Annotated in this window: 2 protein-coding genes; both read left to right on the plus strand. The window is 48.9% G+C overall.

Going from position 1 to position 19,161, the window contains the following annotated elements; genetic code table 11:
* On the plus strand, positions 1-9,470 hold a 9,470-nt coding region (locus MH117_RS17620; RefSeq protein ID WP_481857279.1), incomplete at its 5' end, for an amino acid adenylation domain-containing protein.
* Between the two features lie 109 nt (positions 9,471-9,579).
* Positions 9,580-19,092 carry a non-ribosomal peptide synthetase gene (locus MH117_RS17625; protein WP_239330740.1) on the plus strand — a complete coding sequence of 3,171 codons (9,513 nt, stop codon included), beginning with the start codon at positions 9,580-9,582 and terminating at the stop codon, positions 19,090-19,092.
* Positions 19,093-19,161: the final 69 nt, after the last annotated feature.

Consider the following 19,161-nt stretch of genomic DNA (forward strand, 5'->3'; position numbering starts at 1 on the left):
GACAGAAGTCGCTCTGTGCTTATTACGTCGCAGAGGGTGAGCTGACGGTAGGCGAGTTAAGAGCGGCGCTGGCAGAGGAATTGCCAAGTTATATGATTCCGTCGTACTTTGTACAGCTGGAACAGATGCCGCTTGCACCTAATGGCAAGCTGGATCGCAAATTGCTGCCTGCTCCTGAAGGAAGCTTGCATACAGGCGCGGAGTATGTTGCGCCGCGAGTTGATATGGAGAAGACGCTTGCGACTGTATGGCAAGCTGTATTAGGCATCGAGCGAGTTGGTGTGTTGGATCATTTCTTTGAACTAGGTGGCGACTCCATCAAGTCCATTCAAGTGGCATCTCGACTGCAGCAAGCGGGCTATAAGCTGGAAATTCGGGACTTGTTCAAATACCCGACAATTGCGCAGCTGCAAGCACATTTGCAGCCAATCAGCAGATTGGCAGATCAAGGCGAAGTAACAGGTTTAGTTCCATTAACCCCAATTCAACATTGGTTTTTTGAGCAAAATTTTGCTGAATCACATCATTTCAACCAGTCAATCATGTTGTTCCGCAAAGAAGGTTTTAATGTTACAGCGCTTCGTGCAGCACTGAATAAGCTGGTGGAGCATCATGACGCTTTGAGAATCGTCATACGAAAGACAGCTCAAGATGGATATGCATCTTGGAACCGTGCAATTGCAGACGGCAACCTGTTCGGTCTGGAAGAGGCTGACGTTACACAGCTGGCCGATCCTGGTGCAGCCATTGAAGCAAAGGCTAATGAGATTCAAAGCGGAATGAATCTGGAAGCTGGTCCGCTTGTGAAAGCAGGTTTGTTCCACGGTACGGATGGAGATCATTTATTGCTAGTCGTCCACCATATGGTCATAGACGGCGTGTCGTGGCGGATCTTGTTGGAGGATATCGCATCTGGTTATGAACAAGCTCAAAAGGGTGAAAGCATACGTTTTCCAGTAAAAACAGATAGCTTCCAGATCTGGGCGGAGCAGCTCGCTGCATATGCGAATAGCCCATCCTCAGAAAAAGAACGCGCATACTGGGAGAGTATCGTAAAAACAGAAGTATCTTCGTTATCTAAAGACTTCGAGGTCGAACGGACATTCCAAAGGGACACCGAATCCGTTGTTGTGGAATGGAACAAAGAAGATACAGAGCAATTACTGAAGCAGGTACATCGTGCTTATAACACGGACATGAACGATATTCTGCTGACAGCACTTGGGATGGCCGTTCAGCAATGGCGTGGACTTGAGCGTGTGCTTGTAGCTCTTGAAGGTCATGGTCGTGAGTCCATTCTGGAAGATGTGGATATTACACGTACGGTAGGTTGGTTTACTAGCGAGTATCCGCTCCTTTTAGAGACTGAACCGGGGAAAATGCTGGCCTATCAGCTAAAAAAGGTAAAAGAGGATTTGCGCCGGATTCCAAACAAAGGAATTGGGTACGGCATTTGCCGTTACTTATCTGCCGGTGATGAACAACTATGGGCGGCAGCTCAGACGCCTGACATTCGATTTAACTACCTTGGACAATTCGATCAGGATCTGCAGAGCAACGAGTTGATTGTATCGCCGTATTCCAGCGGTTCGGATATTAGCGATGAACAAGCACGTAAGTATGCATTGGACATTAACGGCATCATTACAAACGGCGTCTTATCGCTTGATCTCAGCTACAGCGGCAAAGAATTCCGCAAGGACACGATGATTGAGCTGGCAGCTTGCTTAAAATCATGCTTGCAGGACATTATTAACCATTGCACAGCGCAAGCACGTCCAGAATTAACACCAAGCGATGTGCTCCTGCAAGGGCTGAGCGTTGATGCTTTAGAGCAGCTGACGGAGCGTATGCAGCATACTGGTCATATTGAAAATATATATACACTGACTCCAATGCAGAAGGGCATGTGGTTCCACAGTGCCATGAACAGTCAAACAGGAGCGTATCATGAACAGACTCGGTTCACGCTCGAAGGTGAGCTGGATGTAGATTTGTTCGCCAGAAGCTTGCAAACATTGGCGCAAAGTCATGCTGTGCTGCGTACGAATTTTACTAGTGGACCGCTTGGTGAACCTGTACAAATCGTGTTTAAGGAAAAAACGCTTGGCTTCACTTTTGAAGACATACAAGACCTTGGTGAAGAAGAACAAAAGGCATACATCCAAGCGATGGCAGACCAAGATCAGGCGCGAGGATTTGATCTGGAGCGTGATGCACTATTACGTGTATCCGTTATACAAATGAATGAAGTAAGTTATCAAGTGCTATGGAGCTCACACCACATATTGATGGATGGTTGGTGCTTGCCGCAGCTTACACAAGAGCTGTTTGACACGTATGCCGCATTCGTGCAGCAGCAACAGCCAGCTCAGTCAACAGTTCCTGCGTACAGTCACTATATCGAATGGCTGGAAAGGCAGGACAAAGAAGCGGCTTCTGCGTATTGGTCCACCTATCTGGGAGATTACGATCAGCAGACAGCCCTTCCGCAAGAAACTACATCGATTCGAAGCGAGGCCTACGTCGCAGAACAACTGAGCCGTGAATTGGACGCATCACTTAGCAAAGCGATCAGTCGGGCAGCCAAGCAGCATCAGGTGACGCTGAACACCTTGCTGCAAGCCGCATGGGGTGTCATTTTACAAAAATACAATGGCACTAACGATGTGGTCTTCGGCAGTGTCGTATCCGGTAGACCTGCGGAAATAACAGGTATCGAGTCGATGATCGGATTGTTTATCAATACGATACCAGTTCGTGTGAGATCCAATGCAGACGACAGTTTTGCCGAACTAATGGGACAATTGCAGGAACAAGCTCTCGAATCCGGTAAATTTGATTATTATCCATTGTATGAGATTCAAGCACGTACGGTACAAAAGCAAGATCTAGTTAGACAAATTATGGTGTTCGAAAATTATCCGATGGATGAGCAATTGGAGCAGGCAGGCGGCGACGAGCGTGGCGTGCTGGCCATTACAAACGTTGAGGTGGAAGAGCAGACCAATTATGACTTCAACGTGATCGTCATTCCAGGCGAGGAGCTTTCTTTCCGGTTTGATTACAATGCCAATGTGTTCAGACATGCGGACATGGAACGGCTGATGGGTCACTTGCTGCACATTCTGGAGCAGATTGCGGCTAATCCACACATTTTAATTAGTGATCTGGAATTAACGACCGAACCAGAAAAGGTAGAGATTATTGACACCTTTAACGCTACAGTAACAAATTATCCACGTCATACTGCGCTGCATCGATTGTTCGAGGAACAAGTTCAACGAGTACCAAATGCGATTGCTGTTTCGTTTGATAACCGTGTTTGGACTTATCATGAATTAAACGAACGGGCCAATCGCCTTGCGCGGACGCTGAAGTCGCAAGGGGTAACAACCGACCATTTGGTAGGCCTAATGGCAGAGCGTTCCCTTAATATGATTGTCGGTATATTGGCTATCTTAAAGGCCGGCGGTGCTTACGTGCCTATCGACCCAGAATATCCGGAGGAACGCATTCGCTATATGATCGAAGACTCCGGTGCTCAGCTTATGCTGACGCAGCAGCATCTTGTAGATAGAGTCCCTGGCATAAGCAGGATCATTGTGCTTGATGACGAACTAGCGTATGACGCTAATGGAACGAATCTGGAAGGAAGCAGTGATGCGACAGATCTGGCATACGTCATCTACACGTCAGGCACGACGGGCAAGCCTAAAGGAAATTTAACGACTCACCGCAACATCGTACGGGTAGTAAAAGGTGCAGCATATATGAGCATTTCTGAGCAAGATCATGTCTTGCAGTTATCCAGCTATGCTTTTGACGGTTCAACGTTTGACATATTTGGTGCGCTGCTAAACGGAGCGAAGCTCGTTTTGATCCCGCAAGAGATACTGCTGGAAGTTCGAATGCTGGCCGATTTGATAGAGCGTGAACGGATCTCGGTTATGTTTATCACAACTGCGTTCTTTAACGTATTGGTTGATGTCAATACTGCGTGCTTGCACCACCTGCGTGCTATTTTGTTCGGTGGGGAGCGTGTATCTGTTAGTCACGTTCGCAAAGCGCTCCGTCATCTTGGACCGGGAACGATTAAGCACGTGTATGGCCCAACGGAGAGTACGGTCTTTGCGACCTGTTATGACGTCTATGAAATGGAAGATCAAGCGGTTACGGTTCCGATTGGAGGCCCTATCAGCAATACCGCCATTTACATCGTAGATAGCAAGAACAAGCTGCTGCCAGTCGGAGTAGCTGGGGAATTGTGTGTGGCGGGCGATGGCTTGGCCCGTGGGTATTTGAACCGAGCTGATTTGACGGCAGAGAAGTTCGTCGAGAATCCGTTTGCAGCGGGTGAAAGAATGTATCGAACAGGGGACCTGGCGAAATGGCTTCCAGACGGTTCAATCGAATACGTAGGACGTATCGATCAACAAGTGAAAATCCGCGGTTATCGGATTGAATTGGGTGAGATAGAAGCCCAATTGCTTGATGTGCCGGCTGTACATGAAGGAATTGTTGTCGCAAGAGAGACCGACACTGGTGAAAAGCAGCTTTGTGCTTATTTCGTGGCAGAGCAGCCAATTTCTGCAAGTGAACTGAAGGCTATTCTTGGACAAGAACTGCCTGCCTATATGCTGCCATCACATTTCATCCAATTGGATCGCCTACCGCTGACACCTAACGGCAAGGTAGATCGCAAATCGCTGCCAGCACCGGAAGAGCATATGCACGCTGGGACAGAACATGTTGAACCGCGTACGCCGCAAGAGGCACAGCTTGCTCGTATCTGGAAAGAGGTGCTCGGGTTAACGACCGTTAGTATGACAGACCATTTCTTTGAGCTTGGCGGACACTCTTTACGCGCAACTATTTTAGTCAACAGGCTGCATCAAGAGCTTCAGCTTGAGATGCCACTTCGCGAAGTGTTCCAGTACCCAACGCTCGAAGCGATGGCTGAGCGTTTGACTATAGCAGGACAGCACACATATGTGAGCATACCGGTTGCACAGACCAGTGCATACTATCCTGTTTCATCCGCACAGAAACGGCTCTATATTTTACATCAGTTGGACGGAGCTGAACTGAGCTATAACATGCCTAACATTATGCTGCTAGAGGGAGCACTGGATCGTAGCCGCTTTGAAGCTGCTTTCCATGGACTAATCTTACGGCACGAAACGCTGCGGACTGGCTTTGAATTGGTAAATGGCGAGCCAGTACAGCGAATAGCTGAAGAAGTGGAATTCGCAGTCGAGTATATGGAGGCTAGCGAAGAGGAAGCCGCTGAGCTTACACGCTCATTTATACGCTCGTTTCAGCTGGAGCAACCACCGCTGCTGCGGATCGGACTCATTAAGTTGTCAGAGCATCGTTATCTGTTGATGTTTGACATGCACCATATTATATCCGATGGAACTTCGATGGGAATTCTAGTGAATGAATTTGTTCGCTTGTATGGCGATGAGGATCTGCCGTCACTGCAAATCCAATATAAAGATTACGCTGTGTGGCAGCAATCGACCGTGCAGCAAGCGCAAATGAAACAGCAGGAAGCTTACTGGCTGCATACACTTGCAGGGGAAATTCCAGTACTCGAACTGCCAACCGATCACATTCGTCCAGCGACACAAAGCTTCCGCGGAGATCTGCAGCAGTTCGTACTTTCCCCAGAGAAGAGCGAAGGCTTGCGGCAGTTGGCCACGAACTGTGGGGCGACCATGTATATGGTATTGTTGGCGGCATATACCGCTTTGCTGCATAAATACTCAGCACAAGAGGATATCATCGTCGGCACACCGATTGCAGGGCGAAATCATGCAGATCTCCAGCCGCTGATGGGTATGTTTGTGAATACACTAGCCATTCGCAGTTACCCAGCCGGCCATAAATCATTTATATCCTATTTGGATGAAGTGAAAGAATCGACATTAGGCGCCTTTGAAAACCAGAATTATCCCTTCGAGGAACTGGTAGATAAAGTCCAGGTTGTACGAGACATGAGTCGTAATCCTGTGTTCGACACGATGTTTATTTTGCAGAACGCAGAGCTAGGCGATATGAACATCCATGGACTGAAGCTGCAGGCGGTTCAAAATGAACATACGATCTCGAAATTTGACCTAACATTCCAGGCTGAAGAAGCAGATGCGGAAATCATATGCAGCATTGAGTATTCAACGGAACTATTTGAGCGTGAGACGATTGAACGGATGATAGGGCACTTTAAGACCTTCATTGACGCTGTGCTGGATAACCCGCAAGCACACATCTCGTCGCTGGCGATAGTAACCGATGCAGAGAAGCAGCAATTGCAAGCAGCATTTAATAACACCGCAATGGCGTATCCGCGCGACAAGACGGTGCACGAGTTGTTCGCAGGACAAGTGGAGCGCACACCTGACGCGCCGGCCGTTGCTTTTGGCAGCGAGCAGTTAACTTATCAGCAGCTAGAGCGGAAGGCGAACCAGCTTGCGCAAACGCTGCAAGAGCGTGGAGTAGCGGCCGAGCAGCCCGTTGGCATTATGGTGGAACGTTCGCTGGAGCTGGTGGTTGCCGTATTGGCCGTGCTAAAAGCAGGAGGTACCTTTGTACCGATCGATCCAGAGTATCCAGAAACGCGTATCCGCTACATGTTGGCAGACAGCGGGGCGGAGCTGGTGCTGACGCAAGCGTCACTGTTCGAACTCGTTCCGGATGAAGTCGATAAGCTGGATGTACACGCTGCGGGGAGCTACACGGGAACAGGTGCAGCAGTGCGTAATGTCAACGAAGCTGCTCATTTGCTCTATATTATTTACACATCAGGAACGACCGGCAACCCAAAAGGGGTTATGCTGGAGCATCGCAATATGGTCAATCTGCTCTACTATCAGCAGCATGGAACGACCATTCCAATGCCTTCTCGCATTTTGCAATATGCTTCTAACAGCTTTGACGTGAGCTACCAAGAAATATTCTCTGCCCTACTGTTCGGCGGCTGCCTGTACATGGTAGATAACGAAGTACGCAAAGAGCCGCTGCGGTTGTTCCGAGAAATTGAGCAGAACCACATCAACGTGCTGTATCTGCCGGTGGCGTTCTTGAAGTTTATTTTTGCAGAAGCAGAATGGGCAGAGGCTTTCCCAGACTGCGTCGAGCATATCATTACTGCCGGTGAACAATTAGTCGTCACGCCGCAGGTACAAGCGTGCTTGCAGAAGCAGGGCATCAGCCTACACAACCATTATGGCCCGTCGGAGACACACGTGGTGACCACACATACGATGCAGCCTGAAGACATCGCGGTGGGTCTGCCGCCAATAGGCAAACCTGTGGCGAACACACATATTTACATCGTAAATGACAGCTTCGAACAGCAGCCAATAGGGGTCGCAGGAGAGCTGTATGTGTCTGGTGATTGCGTAGGCCGCGGCTATTGGGGACGCCCAGATTTGACGGACGAGAAGTTCCTTGCTAATCCGTTTGCGCCAAGCGAACGGCTGTACAACACGGGGGATGTGGCCCGCTGGCTGGCTGACGGCAGCATTGAATATATCGGCCGCAGCGACCATCAGGTGAAGATTCGCGGCTTCCGTATCGAGCTTGGCGAAGTGGAATCCCAGCTGTTAAGCGTGGCGTCGGTGCAAGAAGCAACAGTCCTTGCACTGGAAGACGAAGCGGGACAGAAGCAGCTATGCGCGTATTTCACAGCTGAGGGTACGTTAACGGCAGGAGAGCTGCGGACAGCGCTGTCACAGGAACTGCCAGGATATATGATCCCGTCGTATTTTGTACAGTTGGATCGACTGCCTTTGACACCTAACGGTAAGATTGATCGCCGTGCACTGCCAGCACCGGAAGGCGACGTGCAGACCGGAGCGGAATTCGTGGCGCCGCGTACAACGGCGGAGATGCAGCTTGCACACATTTGGCAGGATGTGTTGGGCTTGAACCGCGTAGGTGTGAAAGACAACTTCTTTGAGCTAGGCGGCCATTCGCTGCGAGCGACCACTTTGGTGAGCCGACTCTACAAAGAGATGAACGTTAACTTCCCGCTGCGTGGGGTGTTCCAGCATCCGACAATTGAGGAGATGGCACAAGCTATAGCAGGCATGGAGCAGCAGCAATATGCGGCTATTCCGTTGGCGCAAGAGCAAGCCTATTATCCGTTATCGTCAGCACAGAAACGATTGTATATTTTGAGCCAGCTCGAAGGAGCGGAGTTAAGCTACAACATGCCAGGCGTGCTGCTGCTTGAAGGTCCGCTGAACCGCGATCGCTTCCAAACAGCATTCCTGAAATTAATTGCGCGGCATGAGACGCTTCGGACGGGCTTCGAAATGGTCAACGGTGAGCCCATGCAGCGAGTACATCGAAATACGGAGTTTGCAATTGAGTACAAGCAGGCTGCAGAACAAAACGCTACCGAGACAGTACTTGGCTTCATTCGGGAATTTGAGCTGAATAAGCCTCCACTTTTACGTGTTGGCTTGATCGAGCTGACAACGGAACGCCATATTCTCATGTTTGACATGCACCATATTATTTCCGATGGGGCATCCATGAGTAACTTGGTGGATGAGTTTACGGGCTTGTATGCGAATGAAGAACGGACGCCGCTGCGTGTGCAGTACAAAGATTATGCTGTTTGGCAGCAGTCAGACATGCATCGCAAAGAACAACGGCAGCAGGAAAGCTACTGGCTGCAAATGTTAGAAGGCGACTTGCCAGTTGTAGAACTCCCAACGGATTATGACAGACCTTCGGCCCGCAGCTTCGAGGGTGATCAAGTCGAGTTCGAGATCGATCCGGTTATCACACAGCGGTTGAATCAACTGGCAGCTAATCATGGAAGCACATTGTACATGGTGTTGTTGTCTGCTTACTCGATCTTGCTGTCCAAATACAGCGGGCATGAAGATATTATTGTGGGTACACCGGTTGCTGGTCGTAACCATGCTGATTTGGAGCCTTTAATCGGGATGTTTATCAACACACTTGCCATTCGTAATTATCCAAACCGGGACAAAACATTCCAAACTTTCCTCGCGGAAGTCAAGGAAACGACATTGGGCGCGTTTGAGCACCAAGACTACCCGTTCGAAGAGCTTGTTGAACGACTGAACTTGCAGTGGGAGCCTAATCGCAATCCGATTTTCGATACTATGTTTGTCTTACAGAATACCGAGGAGCGCGGGGGTTACATTGATCAATTAACGATTTCACCATATCCGATTGATAATGGAGTAGAGGCGAAATTTGATTTGACGTTGTCCGTGTCCGAAGAAAATGATGTCATCAAAGGCAGCTTCTTGTATGCGAGCAAGTTATTTAAAGCGGCTGGCATTCACCGCATGATGCGTGATTATGTTGCTGTACTGAGCCAAATATGCCAAAATCCACAAGTTCAGATCAAAGATTTGAACTGTGGAGAGCAGAGTGCAGGCAAAACAAGCTCGGTTGAAACGATACAATTTGCGTTTTAACCTGCCTTAGACTTATTGAACTACTCATTTAACGGGGGTGTCTGTTCTCACCAGAGGCACACACTCCCGCTTTATTCCATACATCAGATAGGATAGGAGAGGTTCATAAATGAAGTCGGTGTTCGATAAGGAAGAAGCTTATTGGAAAGAGAAGTTTAATTCAGAGGACAGCATGAGCATTCTACCGTATAGCAGTACAACAAGCCAACCGGCAAACGCAGAACAGAAACCAGACTTGTCTGTCATTACTCATGCGCTTCCGTCCGAGCTGTCGGATCGAATCTTTTCACTTGCCAATGGTTCCGATATGGCTGTATACATGATCCTGCTTGCGGGCGTAACCTGTATTTTTCATAAATATACCAGTCGCGATCACGTTCTTCTTGGAATGCCTGTTGTAGGGTCATCCCTTGATGAGAAATCAACTCCCGACGATATTCTTATTATTAAGACGCATATCAGCAGCGACAGTAATTTTCGCTCCTTATTAGGACAAATCAAAAACGCGATCGGGGAAGCGCTGGAACATCAACATATACCATTTCGTAAAATGGTTCAGCATCTGAGCATGCAGTATGACACCAGAGGCTTGCCACTCATAAATACAGTAGTATCGTATTCTGATGTACATACCGATTCAGTTGAACAAAGTGCAGCTGTAGAAGTACTATTCCGCTTCCATCGTGATCACAACCGTCTCCATCTGAACATCAGCTATGACAACTCCCATTATGATGCCGACTATTTAAATACATTAACCGATCATTTATGCCGCCTCCTCAGCACTGTACTCTTCCAAACCGAACTTGAAATTGGCAAAGTTGAACTTTTATCCGAGTCAGAGCAGCACCAGCTTCTTCATCTATTTAATGATGTCTGGACAGATTATCCGCGTCAAGCCACTCTGCATGGTTTGTTCGAAGAGCATGTGGAACAGCAGCCAGACGCAATTGCGGTCTCCTTCGAGAAGGAAAGATTGACCTACCGAGAGCTGAATGAACGTTCCAATCAACTGGCCAGAACGCTGCGTGCTAATGGAGTGCAGTCAGACAAGCTGGTTGGTTTGATAGCCGAGCGTTCCCTTGATATGATCGTGGGCATGTTGGCCGTTCTCAAAGCTGGAGGGGCTTATGTCGCCATTGACCCGGAGTATCCAGAAGAGCGGATTCGATACATGCTCGAAGATTCAGGCTCACATGTAAAGCTGGTACAGCGTCATTTGCAAAATCGCGTACCGGATATGACGTCCAAAGGTTGCCTTCTTCTGCTGGATGATGAGCAATCGTATAATGCCGACGGCTCAAATCTAGAATCACTCAACGAAGCTGAAAGCTTGGCTTGCGTCATTTACACGTCGGGTACGACAGGGAAGCCCAAAGGGAATCTTACGTCTCATCGTAACCTCGTACGGATTGTACGGAATACGAACTATATTGAAATTACGGGACAGGATAAGGTGCTTCAATTGTCCAGCTACTCGTTTGATGGGTCGGCTTTTGACATATTTGGAGCTTTGACGAATGGTGCTCATTTGGTGCTGGTACCGCAGGAGACACTGCTTGACGCAACAAAGCTAGCAGCGCTCATTGCTGTCGAACGTATCTCAGTTATGCTTATAACAACGGCATATTTTAACGTGCTTGTGGACGTTAATACGGCTTGTTTGAATGAGGTGCGTGTCATTTTATTTGGCGGTGAACGTGTATCTGTCGCACATGTGCGCAAAGCTCTTCAGCAAATCGGACCAGGCAAGTTGAAACATGCCTATGGCCCTTCGGAAAGTACCGTGTATGCCACTTGGTACGATGTAAATGAAGTTGCTGAAGATGCGGTCACCGTTCCGATAGGGCGTCCCCTCAGCAATACAAAGCTTTATATCGTTAATGACCAGAATGGATTGCAGCCTATTGGTGTTGCTGGCGAATTATGCGTTGGTGGAGAAGGGCTTGTCCGTGGATACTTGAATCGCCCGGATCTGACGAAAGAGAAATTTGTTCATAATCCGTTTATTCCCGGAGAACGGATGTACCGGACGGGAGACTTGGCAAGATGGCTGCCTGATGGCAATGTAGAATACGTAGGCAGAATAGACGACCAAGTGAAAATTCGCGGTTATCGAATTGAGGTCGGTGAAGTAGAAGCCCAACTGCTGAAAGTGGAATCTATACTTAAGGCAACAGTTGTTGTCCGCGGCAGCGACAGTAGTGAGAAGCAGTTGTGCGCATACTACGTGGCTGATCGTCCGCTCCCAGCCAGCGAATTAAAAAGTTTACTCGCGCAAGATCTGCCGAGCTATATGATTCCTGCGTATTTGATCCCGCTTGAACGGATGCCGCTTACAACTAATGGGAAAGTGGATCGTAAAGCACTGCCATCACCTGAAGATTATGTGCAGGCGGAGACAGAATACGTTGCTCCACGTACTCCCCATGAAGTACAGCTTGCCCGCATTTGGCAAGACGTGCTCGGCTTGACGAAAGTAGGCGTTAAGGACAACTTCTTCGAACTGGGTGGGCATTCGCTGCGGGCGACTACGTTGGTAAGCAAGCTGCACAAAGAAGAGAATATTAGCTTGTCACTGCGTGACGTGTTCCGTTACCCTACCTTGGAGGCACTAGCAGCGTTCATCGTTGACGCAGAACAGGAGACACATGTCTCAATCCCTGTAATAGAAGAAAGAGATTATTATCCACTTTCGTCTGTGCAGAAGCGTCTCTATATTTTACATCAATTGGAAGGTGCTGAGCAGAGCTACAATATGCCGGGCGCGATGCTGATTGAAGGTGCGCTCGACAGGGAGCGGTTAGATGATGCATTCCGTACGCTGATTGATCGTCACGAGACGCTGCGCACTGGTTTTGAGATGGTAAATGGGGAGCCTATTCAGCGGGTATACACAGCGGTACCGTTTGCGATAGAGGTGATGCAAGCCCATAGTGCGGACCCTGCAGGTAGTATGCAGAGCTTTATACGAAGCTTTGATCTGGCGAAACCACCGCTATTGCGAGTAGGACTAGTTGAGCTGGCACCAGAGCGTCATATTCTCTTGTTTGATATGCACCATATCGTTTCAGACGGAACCTCGATAGGAATTATGATCGCGGAGTTTGTTGGTCTTTACACTGGGGATGTGCTTAATCCCCTTCAAATCCAGTACAAGGATTATGCAGCATGGCAGCAGTCCCCTGCACAACAGGAGCGGTTGCAGCATCAGGAGACCTATTGGATGCAGGCATTACACGGCACATTGCCGGTGCTTGAAATGCCGACAGATTATGCAAGGCCAGCAGTAAAGCGTCACGAAGGTGCTATTTTTGAATTTAATATTGATCCAGAGCGGAGTGCGGGCTTACGCAAGCTTGCGGCTGACAGCAGGACAACGCTGTACATGGTGCTGTTGGCGGCATATACTATCGTGCTGCATAAATATTCGGGACAAGAGGACATTATCGTCGGGACACCGATTGCAGGCCGGACGCACAGCGATCTGCAGCCCCTGATCGGGATGTTTGTAAACACACTTGCCATTCGAAATTATCCTACAGGCACGAAGACGGTCTTGTCATATTTGGAGGATGTCAAGGAAACGGCATTAGGTGCATTTGAGCATCAAGACTATCCATTTGAGGATTTAGTGGAAAATGTACACATCACAAGAGATCTAAGCCGCCATCCGGTATTTGATACGATGTTTGCTTTGGAGAATACGGAGAAGCGTGAATTCGATCTTGATGGACTTCAGGTAAAGCCCTTTGCCAATGAATACAGTATGGCCAAATTCGACCTAAATCTGACCGTGACCGAAGACGAGGACGGACTCCTATGCAGCATGGAGTATGCTACTGCCTTGTATAAGCAAGAGACGATTGAGCGGATGTCCAAGCACTTCCTGCAATTAATAGCAGGTATGATAAATAACCCGCAAGCACACATCTCGTCGCTGACGATGGTAACTGATGCAGAGAAGCAGCAATTGCAAGCATCATTCAACAACACCGCAATGGCGTATCCGCGTGACAAGACGGTGCACGAGTTGTTCGCAGGACAAGTGGAGCGCACACCTGACGCGCCGGCCGTTGCTTTTGGCAGCGAGCAGTTAACTTATCAGCAGCTAGAGCGGAAGGCGAACCAGCTTGCGCAAACGCTGCAAGAGCGTGGAGTAGCGGCCGAGCAGCCCGTTGGCATTATGGTGGAACGTTCGCTGGAGCTGGTGGTTGCCGTATTGGCCGTGCTAAAAGCAGGAGGTACCTTCGTACCGATTGATCCAGAGTATCCAGAAACGCGTATCCGCTATATGTTGGCAGACAGTGGGGCCAAGCTGGTGCTGACGCAAGCGTCACTGTTCGAACTCGTTCCGGATGAAGTCGATAAGCTGGATGTACACGCTGCGGGGAGCTACACGGGAACAGGTGCAGCAGTGCGTAATGTCAACGAAGCTGCTCACTTGCTCTATATTATTTACACATCAGGAACTACTGGCAACCCAAAAGGGGTTATGCTGGAGCATCGCAATATGGTCAATCTGCTCTACTATCAGCAGCACGGAACGACCATTCCAATGCCTTCTCGCATTTTGCAATATGCTTCTAACAGCTTTGACGTGAGCTACCAAGAAATATTCTCTGCCCTACTGTTCGGCGGCTGCCTGTACATGGTAGATAACGAGATACGCAAAGAGCCGCTGCGGTTGTTCCGAGAAATTGAGCAGAACCACATCAACGTACTGTATCTGCCGGTGGCGTTCTTGAAGTTTATTTTTGCAGAAGCAGAATGGGCAGAGGCTTTCCCTGACTGCGTCGAGCATATCATTACTGCCGGCGAACAATTAGTCGTCACGCCGCAGGTACAAGCGTGCTTGCAGAAGCAGGGCATCAGCCTGCACAACCATTATGGCCCGTCGGAGACACACGTAGTGACCACACATACAATGCAGCCTGAAGACATCGCGGTGGGTCTGCCGCCAATAGGCAAACCTGTGGCGAACACACATATTTACATCGTAAATGACAGCTTCGAACAGCAGCCAATCGGGGTCGCAGGAGAGCTGTATGTGTCTGGTGATTGCGTAGGCCGCGGCTATTGGGGACGCCCTGATTTGACGGACGAGAAGTTCCTTGCTAATCCGTTTGCGCCAAGCGAACGGCTGTACAACACGGGTGATGTGGCCCGCTGGCTGGCTGACGGCAGCATTGAATATATCGGCCGCAGCGACCATCAGGTGAAGATTCGCGGCTTCCGTATCGAGCTTGGCGAAGTGGAATCCCAGCTGTTAAGCGTGGCGTCGGTGCAAGAGGCAACAGTCCTTGCACTGGAAGACGAAGCGGGACAGAAGCAGCTATGCGCGTATTTCACAGCTGAGGGTACGTTAACGGCAGGAGAGCTGCGGACAGCGCTGTCGCAGGAACTGCCAGGATATATGATCCCGTCGTATTTTGTACAGTTGGATCGACTGCCTTTGACACCTAACGGTAAGATTGATCGCCGTGCACTGCCAGCACCGGAAGGCGACGTGCAGACCGGAGCGGAATTCGTGGCGCCGCGTACAACGGCGGAGATGCAGCTTGCACGCATTTGGCAGGATGTGTTGGGCATGAACCGCGTAGGTGTGAAAGACAACTTCTTTGAGCTAGGCGGCCATTCGCTGCGAGCGACCACTTTGGTGAGCCGACTCTACAAAGAGATGAACGTTAACTTCCCGCTGCGTGGGGTGTTCCAGCATCCAACAATTGAGGAGATGGCACAAGCTATAGCAGGCATGGAGCAGCAGCAATATGCGGCTATTCCGTTGGCGCAAGAGCAAGCCTATTATCCGTTATCGTCAGCACAGAAACGATTGTATATTTTGAGCCAGCTCGAAGGAGCGGAGTTAAGCTACAACATGCCAGGCGTGCTGCTGCTTGAAGGTCCGCTGAACCGCGATCGCTTCCAAACAGCATTCCTGAAATTAATTGCACGGCATGAGACGCTGCGAACTGGCTTTGTGATGGAAGCTGGAGAACCTGTGCAATGCATTCATGGCGATGTTGAATTCAACATCGAATACATGCAAGCATCAGACGAGCAGCTCGAGTCATTGATACAGCAATTTGTTCGAGTTTTCGATTTGAAGCAGGCACCTTTGCTGCGAGTGGGCTTGGTCAAACTTGAAGATGAGCGTCATGTGCTCATGTTTGACATGCATCACATTATTTCGGATGGAGTTACGATGGGGAACTTGGTCCATGAATTTGCTCAGTTGTACGCAGGAGAACAACTGCCAAAGCTGCGTATTCAATACAAAGATTATGCCGCTTGGCAGCAATCTACAGCATATAGCGATAGACTGGCACGCCAAGAGACATATTGGCTGGATCGGTTGGCCGGCGAATTGCCTGTTTTGGGACTTCCTACTGATTATGTTCGCCCACCAGTCCAGCAATTTAGCGGCGATGTCGCCTTGTTAACACTTGACAAGCAGCAGCATGAACAGCTAGGCAAGTTGGCAGCTGAAAATGGATCAACTTTATATATGGTACTACTCACTGCCTATACAGCTCTGCTTCACAAGTACACGGGCCAAGAAGACATCATTGTCGGATCACCGATTGCCGGTCGCAATCACCCTGACGTAGAGCCGCTGCTTGGTATGTTTGTAAATACACTAGCCATCCGTAATTACCCAACAAGTGAGAAAACATTCCTTGAGTTATTGTCTGAAGTGAAGGATTCCACTTTAGGAGCTTTTGAACATCAGGACTACCCATTCGAAAGTATAGTAGAGAAAGTTCATACCTCGCGAGATTTGAGCCGCAATCCGTTATTCGATACGATGTTTAGTTTGGAAAATACCGAACGAGAAAATATCGAGTTCGATGGGCTTCAAATTCAGCCTTATCCGCATCAGCATACAATTGCCAAGTTTGACTTAACTTTTCATGCCGAAGAGAGCACAGAAGGAATATTGTGCGGGCTAGGTTATGCTACGTCTCTGTATACTCGAGAAACTGCGGAACGCATGTGTCTTCATTTTCAACAACTGATTATAGCCATTCTACAGAAGCCGGAGCTGAAGCTGTCTGAGCTTCAACTGTCGACTACTGAAGAGAAGGAACTGGTCCTGCATACATTCAACGACACCACTACGAATTATCCACGTGAAATGACAATTCAGCATTTATTCGAAGAACAGGCGCATCTAACGCCTGAGGCGGTAGCCGTTTCGTTTGGGGAAAGATCGCTAACGTACAACGAGCTTAACGAGCGAGTTAATCGCTTGGCCAGAACACTAAGAGCCAAAGGTGTCAGCGTTGGCATTATGGCAGGGCTGATGGCAGAACGTTCCCCAGAAATGATTGTGGCGATTTTAGCGATTCTGAAGGCTGGAGGAGCATATGTCCCCATTGATCCTGATTACCCCGAAGACCGCATTCGTTACATGATGGAGGATTCGGGTACACGGATCATGGTCGTCCAGCATCATTTAAAAGCGAATATCCCGCTGCACTGTGACACCGTTATTTTAGACGATGAGGATTCTTACCATGTTGATGGTTCGAATCTGGAGCAGCACAATGGCGCTTCTGACATGGCCTATGTAATTTATACATCGGGAACAACGGGCATGCCTAAAGGGAATCTGACATCACATCGAAATATTGTAAGAGTTGTGCGGGATACAAATTACATTGATATTCACACAGAGGATGTGGTACTCCAGCTTTCAAGCTATGCGTTTGATGGATCTACTTTTGATATTTTTGGTGCACTGCTAAACGGGGCAAAGCTTGTGCTAGTACCAAGAACCACCGTAATGGACGTGGGACAACTGGCTGATTTGATTGATAGTGAGCAAATTACAGTCATGTTTATTACAACGGCTTATTTTAATGTACTAGTCGATATGAGACCGCAATGTTTACGTCACATACGCGCCATCCTATTCGGAGGCGAGCGTGTCTCGGTCAGCCACGCACGCAAAGCATTGCAGCATCTCGGGCCTGGCAAGATCAAGCATGTATACGGTCCAACGGAGACTACCGTATTCGCAACCAGTTACGATGTCAACGAGATAGCGGACGATGCTGTAACCATTCCGATTGGCCGACCGATCAGCAATACAAGTATTTATATTCTGGATCAAAATGATCACCTTCAACCAATCGGCGTAACTGGAGAGCTGTGTATTGCAGGCGACGGTGTAGCTAAAGGCTACTTGAACCGTCCGGATCTGACGAATGCAAAGTTCGTAGGCAGCCCGTTTGTTGCAGGGGAACGAATGTACCGGACCGGCGACTTAGCGAGATGGCTGCCAGACGGCGCGATCGAATATGTAGGGCGTATCGACGACCAGGTGAAGATTCGCGGCTATCGAATCGAACTGGGTGAGATAGAGGCTCATTTACTGCAGCATGAGGCCGTTCAGGAGGCAATCGTGACCGTTCAGGAAACTAGCCATGGGGAGAAGCGGTTGTCTGCCTATTACGTGGCAGAGCGGCCAACTACTGGAGGAGAACTGAGAACTACATTGGCTCAAGAACTGCCTGCATACATGATCCCGTCGTACTTCGTGCAGTTGGAGCGGATGCCATTGTCGCCAAATGGCAAGGTCAATCGAAAAGCGCTTCCTGCTCCTGAAGAGCACGTCCTAACAGGAACGGAATTTGTAGCGCCGCGTACGCCGCAAGAAGTACAATTGGCACATATATGGCAAGAAACACTAGGATTTGATCAGGTTAGCGTAAAAGATAACTTTTTCGAACTTGGCGGTCACTCTCTAAGCCTGATGCAATTAGTAGAGCGTGTATATAACGCAACAGGTGTACAAATTCCGCTGCACAGCGTATTCCAGCGGCCTACCATTGAAGAAATGGCCATGGAGATGCTCAAATCCGAATTTGCGGAGCAGATTAGCAGCCCGTTTGTAAAATTAAATACAAATGGATCAGTGAACGTATTCTGCTTCCCTCCTGGCTTAGGTTACGGACTCACTTATTTGGAACTGGCCAAGGAGTTGGAACATGAATGTGTGCTGTATGGCATCGATTTTATTGATGACGCCTCAAATTGGGACGATATGCTGGACCGATATGTAGATACGGTGGTCTCCATCCAACCTAAGCCGCCATACGTCTTGTTAGGTTATTCCCTTGGCGGGAACTTGACCTTTGAAGTGGCCAAAGCTATGGAACGAAGAGGTTATCCGGTATCGGACATATTAATGCTCGATTCCTTGAGGAAGCTGTCTGTACATGTAGTGGACGAGTTCGAAGACGATATGGATGACATGCTTGATGGCGTGGAGGATCTCAAGCAGATGCTGCTGCTTAATCCATTACTACGCGAGCGGGTTAAGCATAAAATGCGGACGTACTGGTCATATGGAGTTGAGGTTGTAAATTCTGGAATTGTAGAAGCCAACATTCATGCACTCTTGGCTGCACCGTCTGAAGTGAACCGACCGGATAATGTGACAACGGCGCTGTGGAGAGAAGCTACCCGTGGCAGTTATCTCGAATATTCACTTAGCGGCGAGCACGAAGATGTACTGCAGCCCGCATATTTGGAAAGCAACGCTCGTGTCATTCGGTCCATTATCCATCACATTATTAAACAAGAGCTGGACGCCCACGAGGTAATGTCGTGATGCTGCTGGTCGGCATTTGTAAACACACAAATTGATACTGCATACTTACAGACCGATCTAATACTAGAT

Source organism: Paenibacillus sp. ACRRX, from assembly GCF_022346885.1.
Taxonomy (GTDB): domain Bacteria; phylum Bacillota; class Bacilli; order Paenibacillales; family Paenibacillaceae; genus Paenibacillus_B.

What these genes read in the sequence shown, in the direction of transcription:
- MH117_RS17625 (WP_239330740.1), top strand. Translation starts at nt 9,580, where the DNA reads ATGAAGTCGGTGTTCGATAAGGAAGAAGCTTATTGGAAAGAGAAGTTT.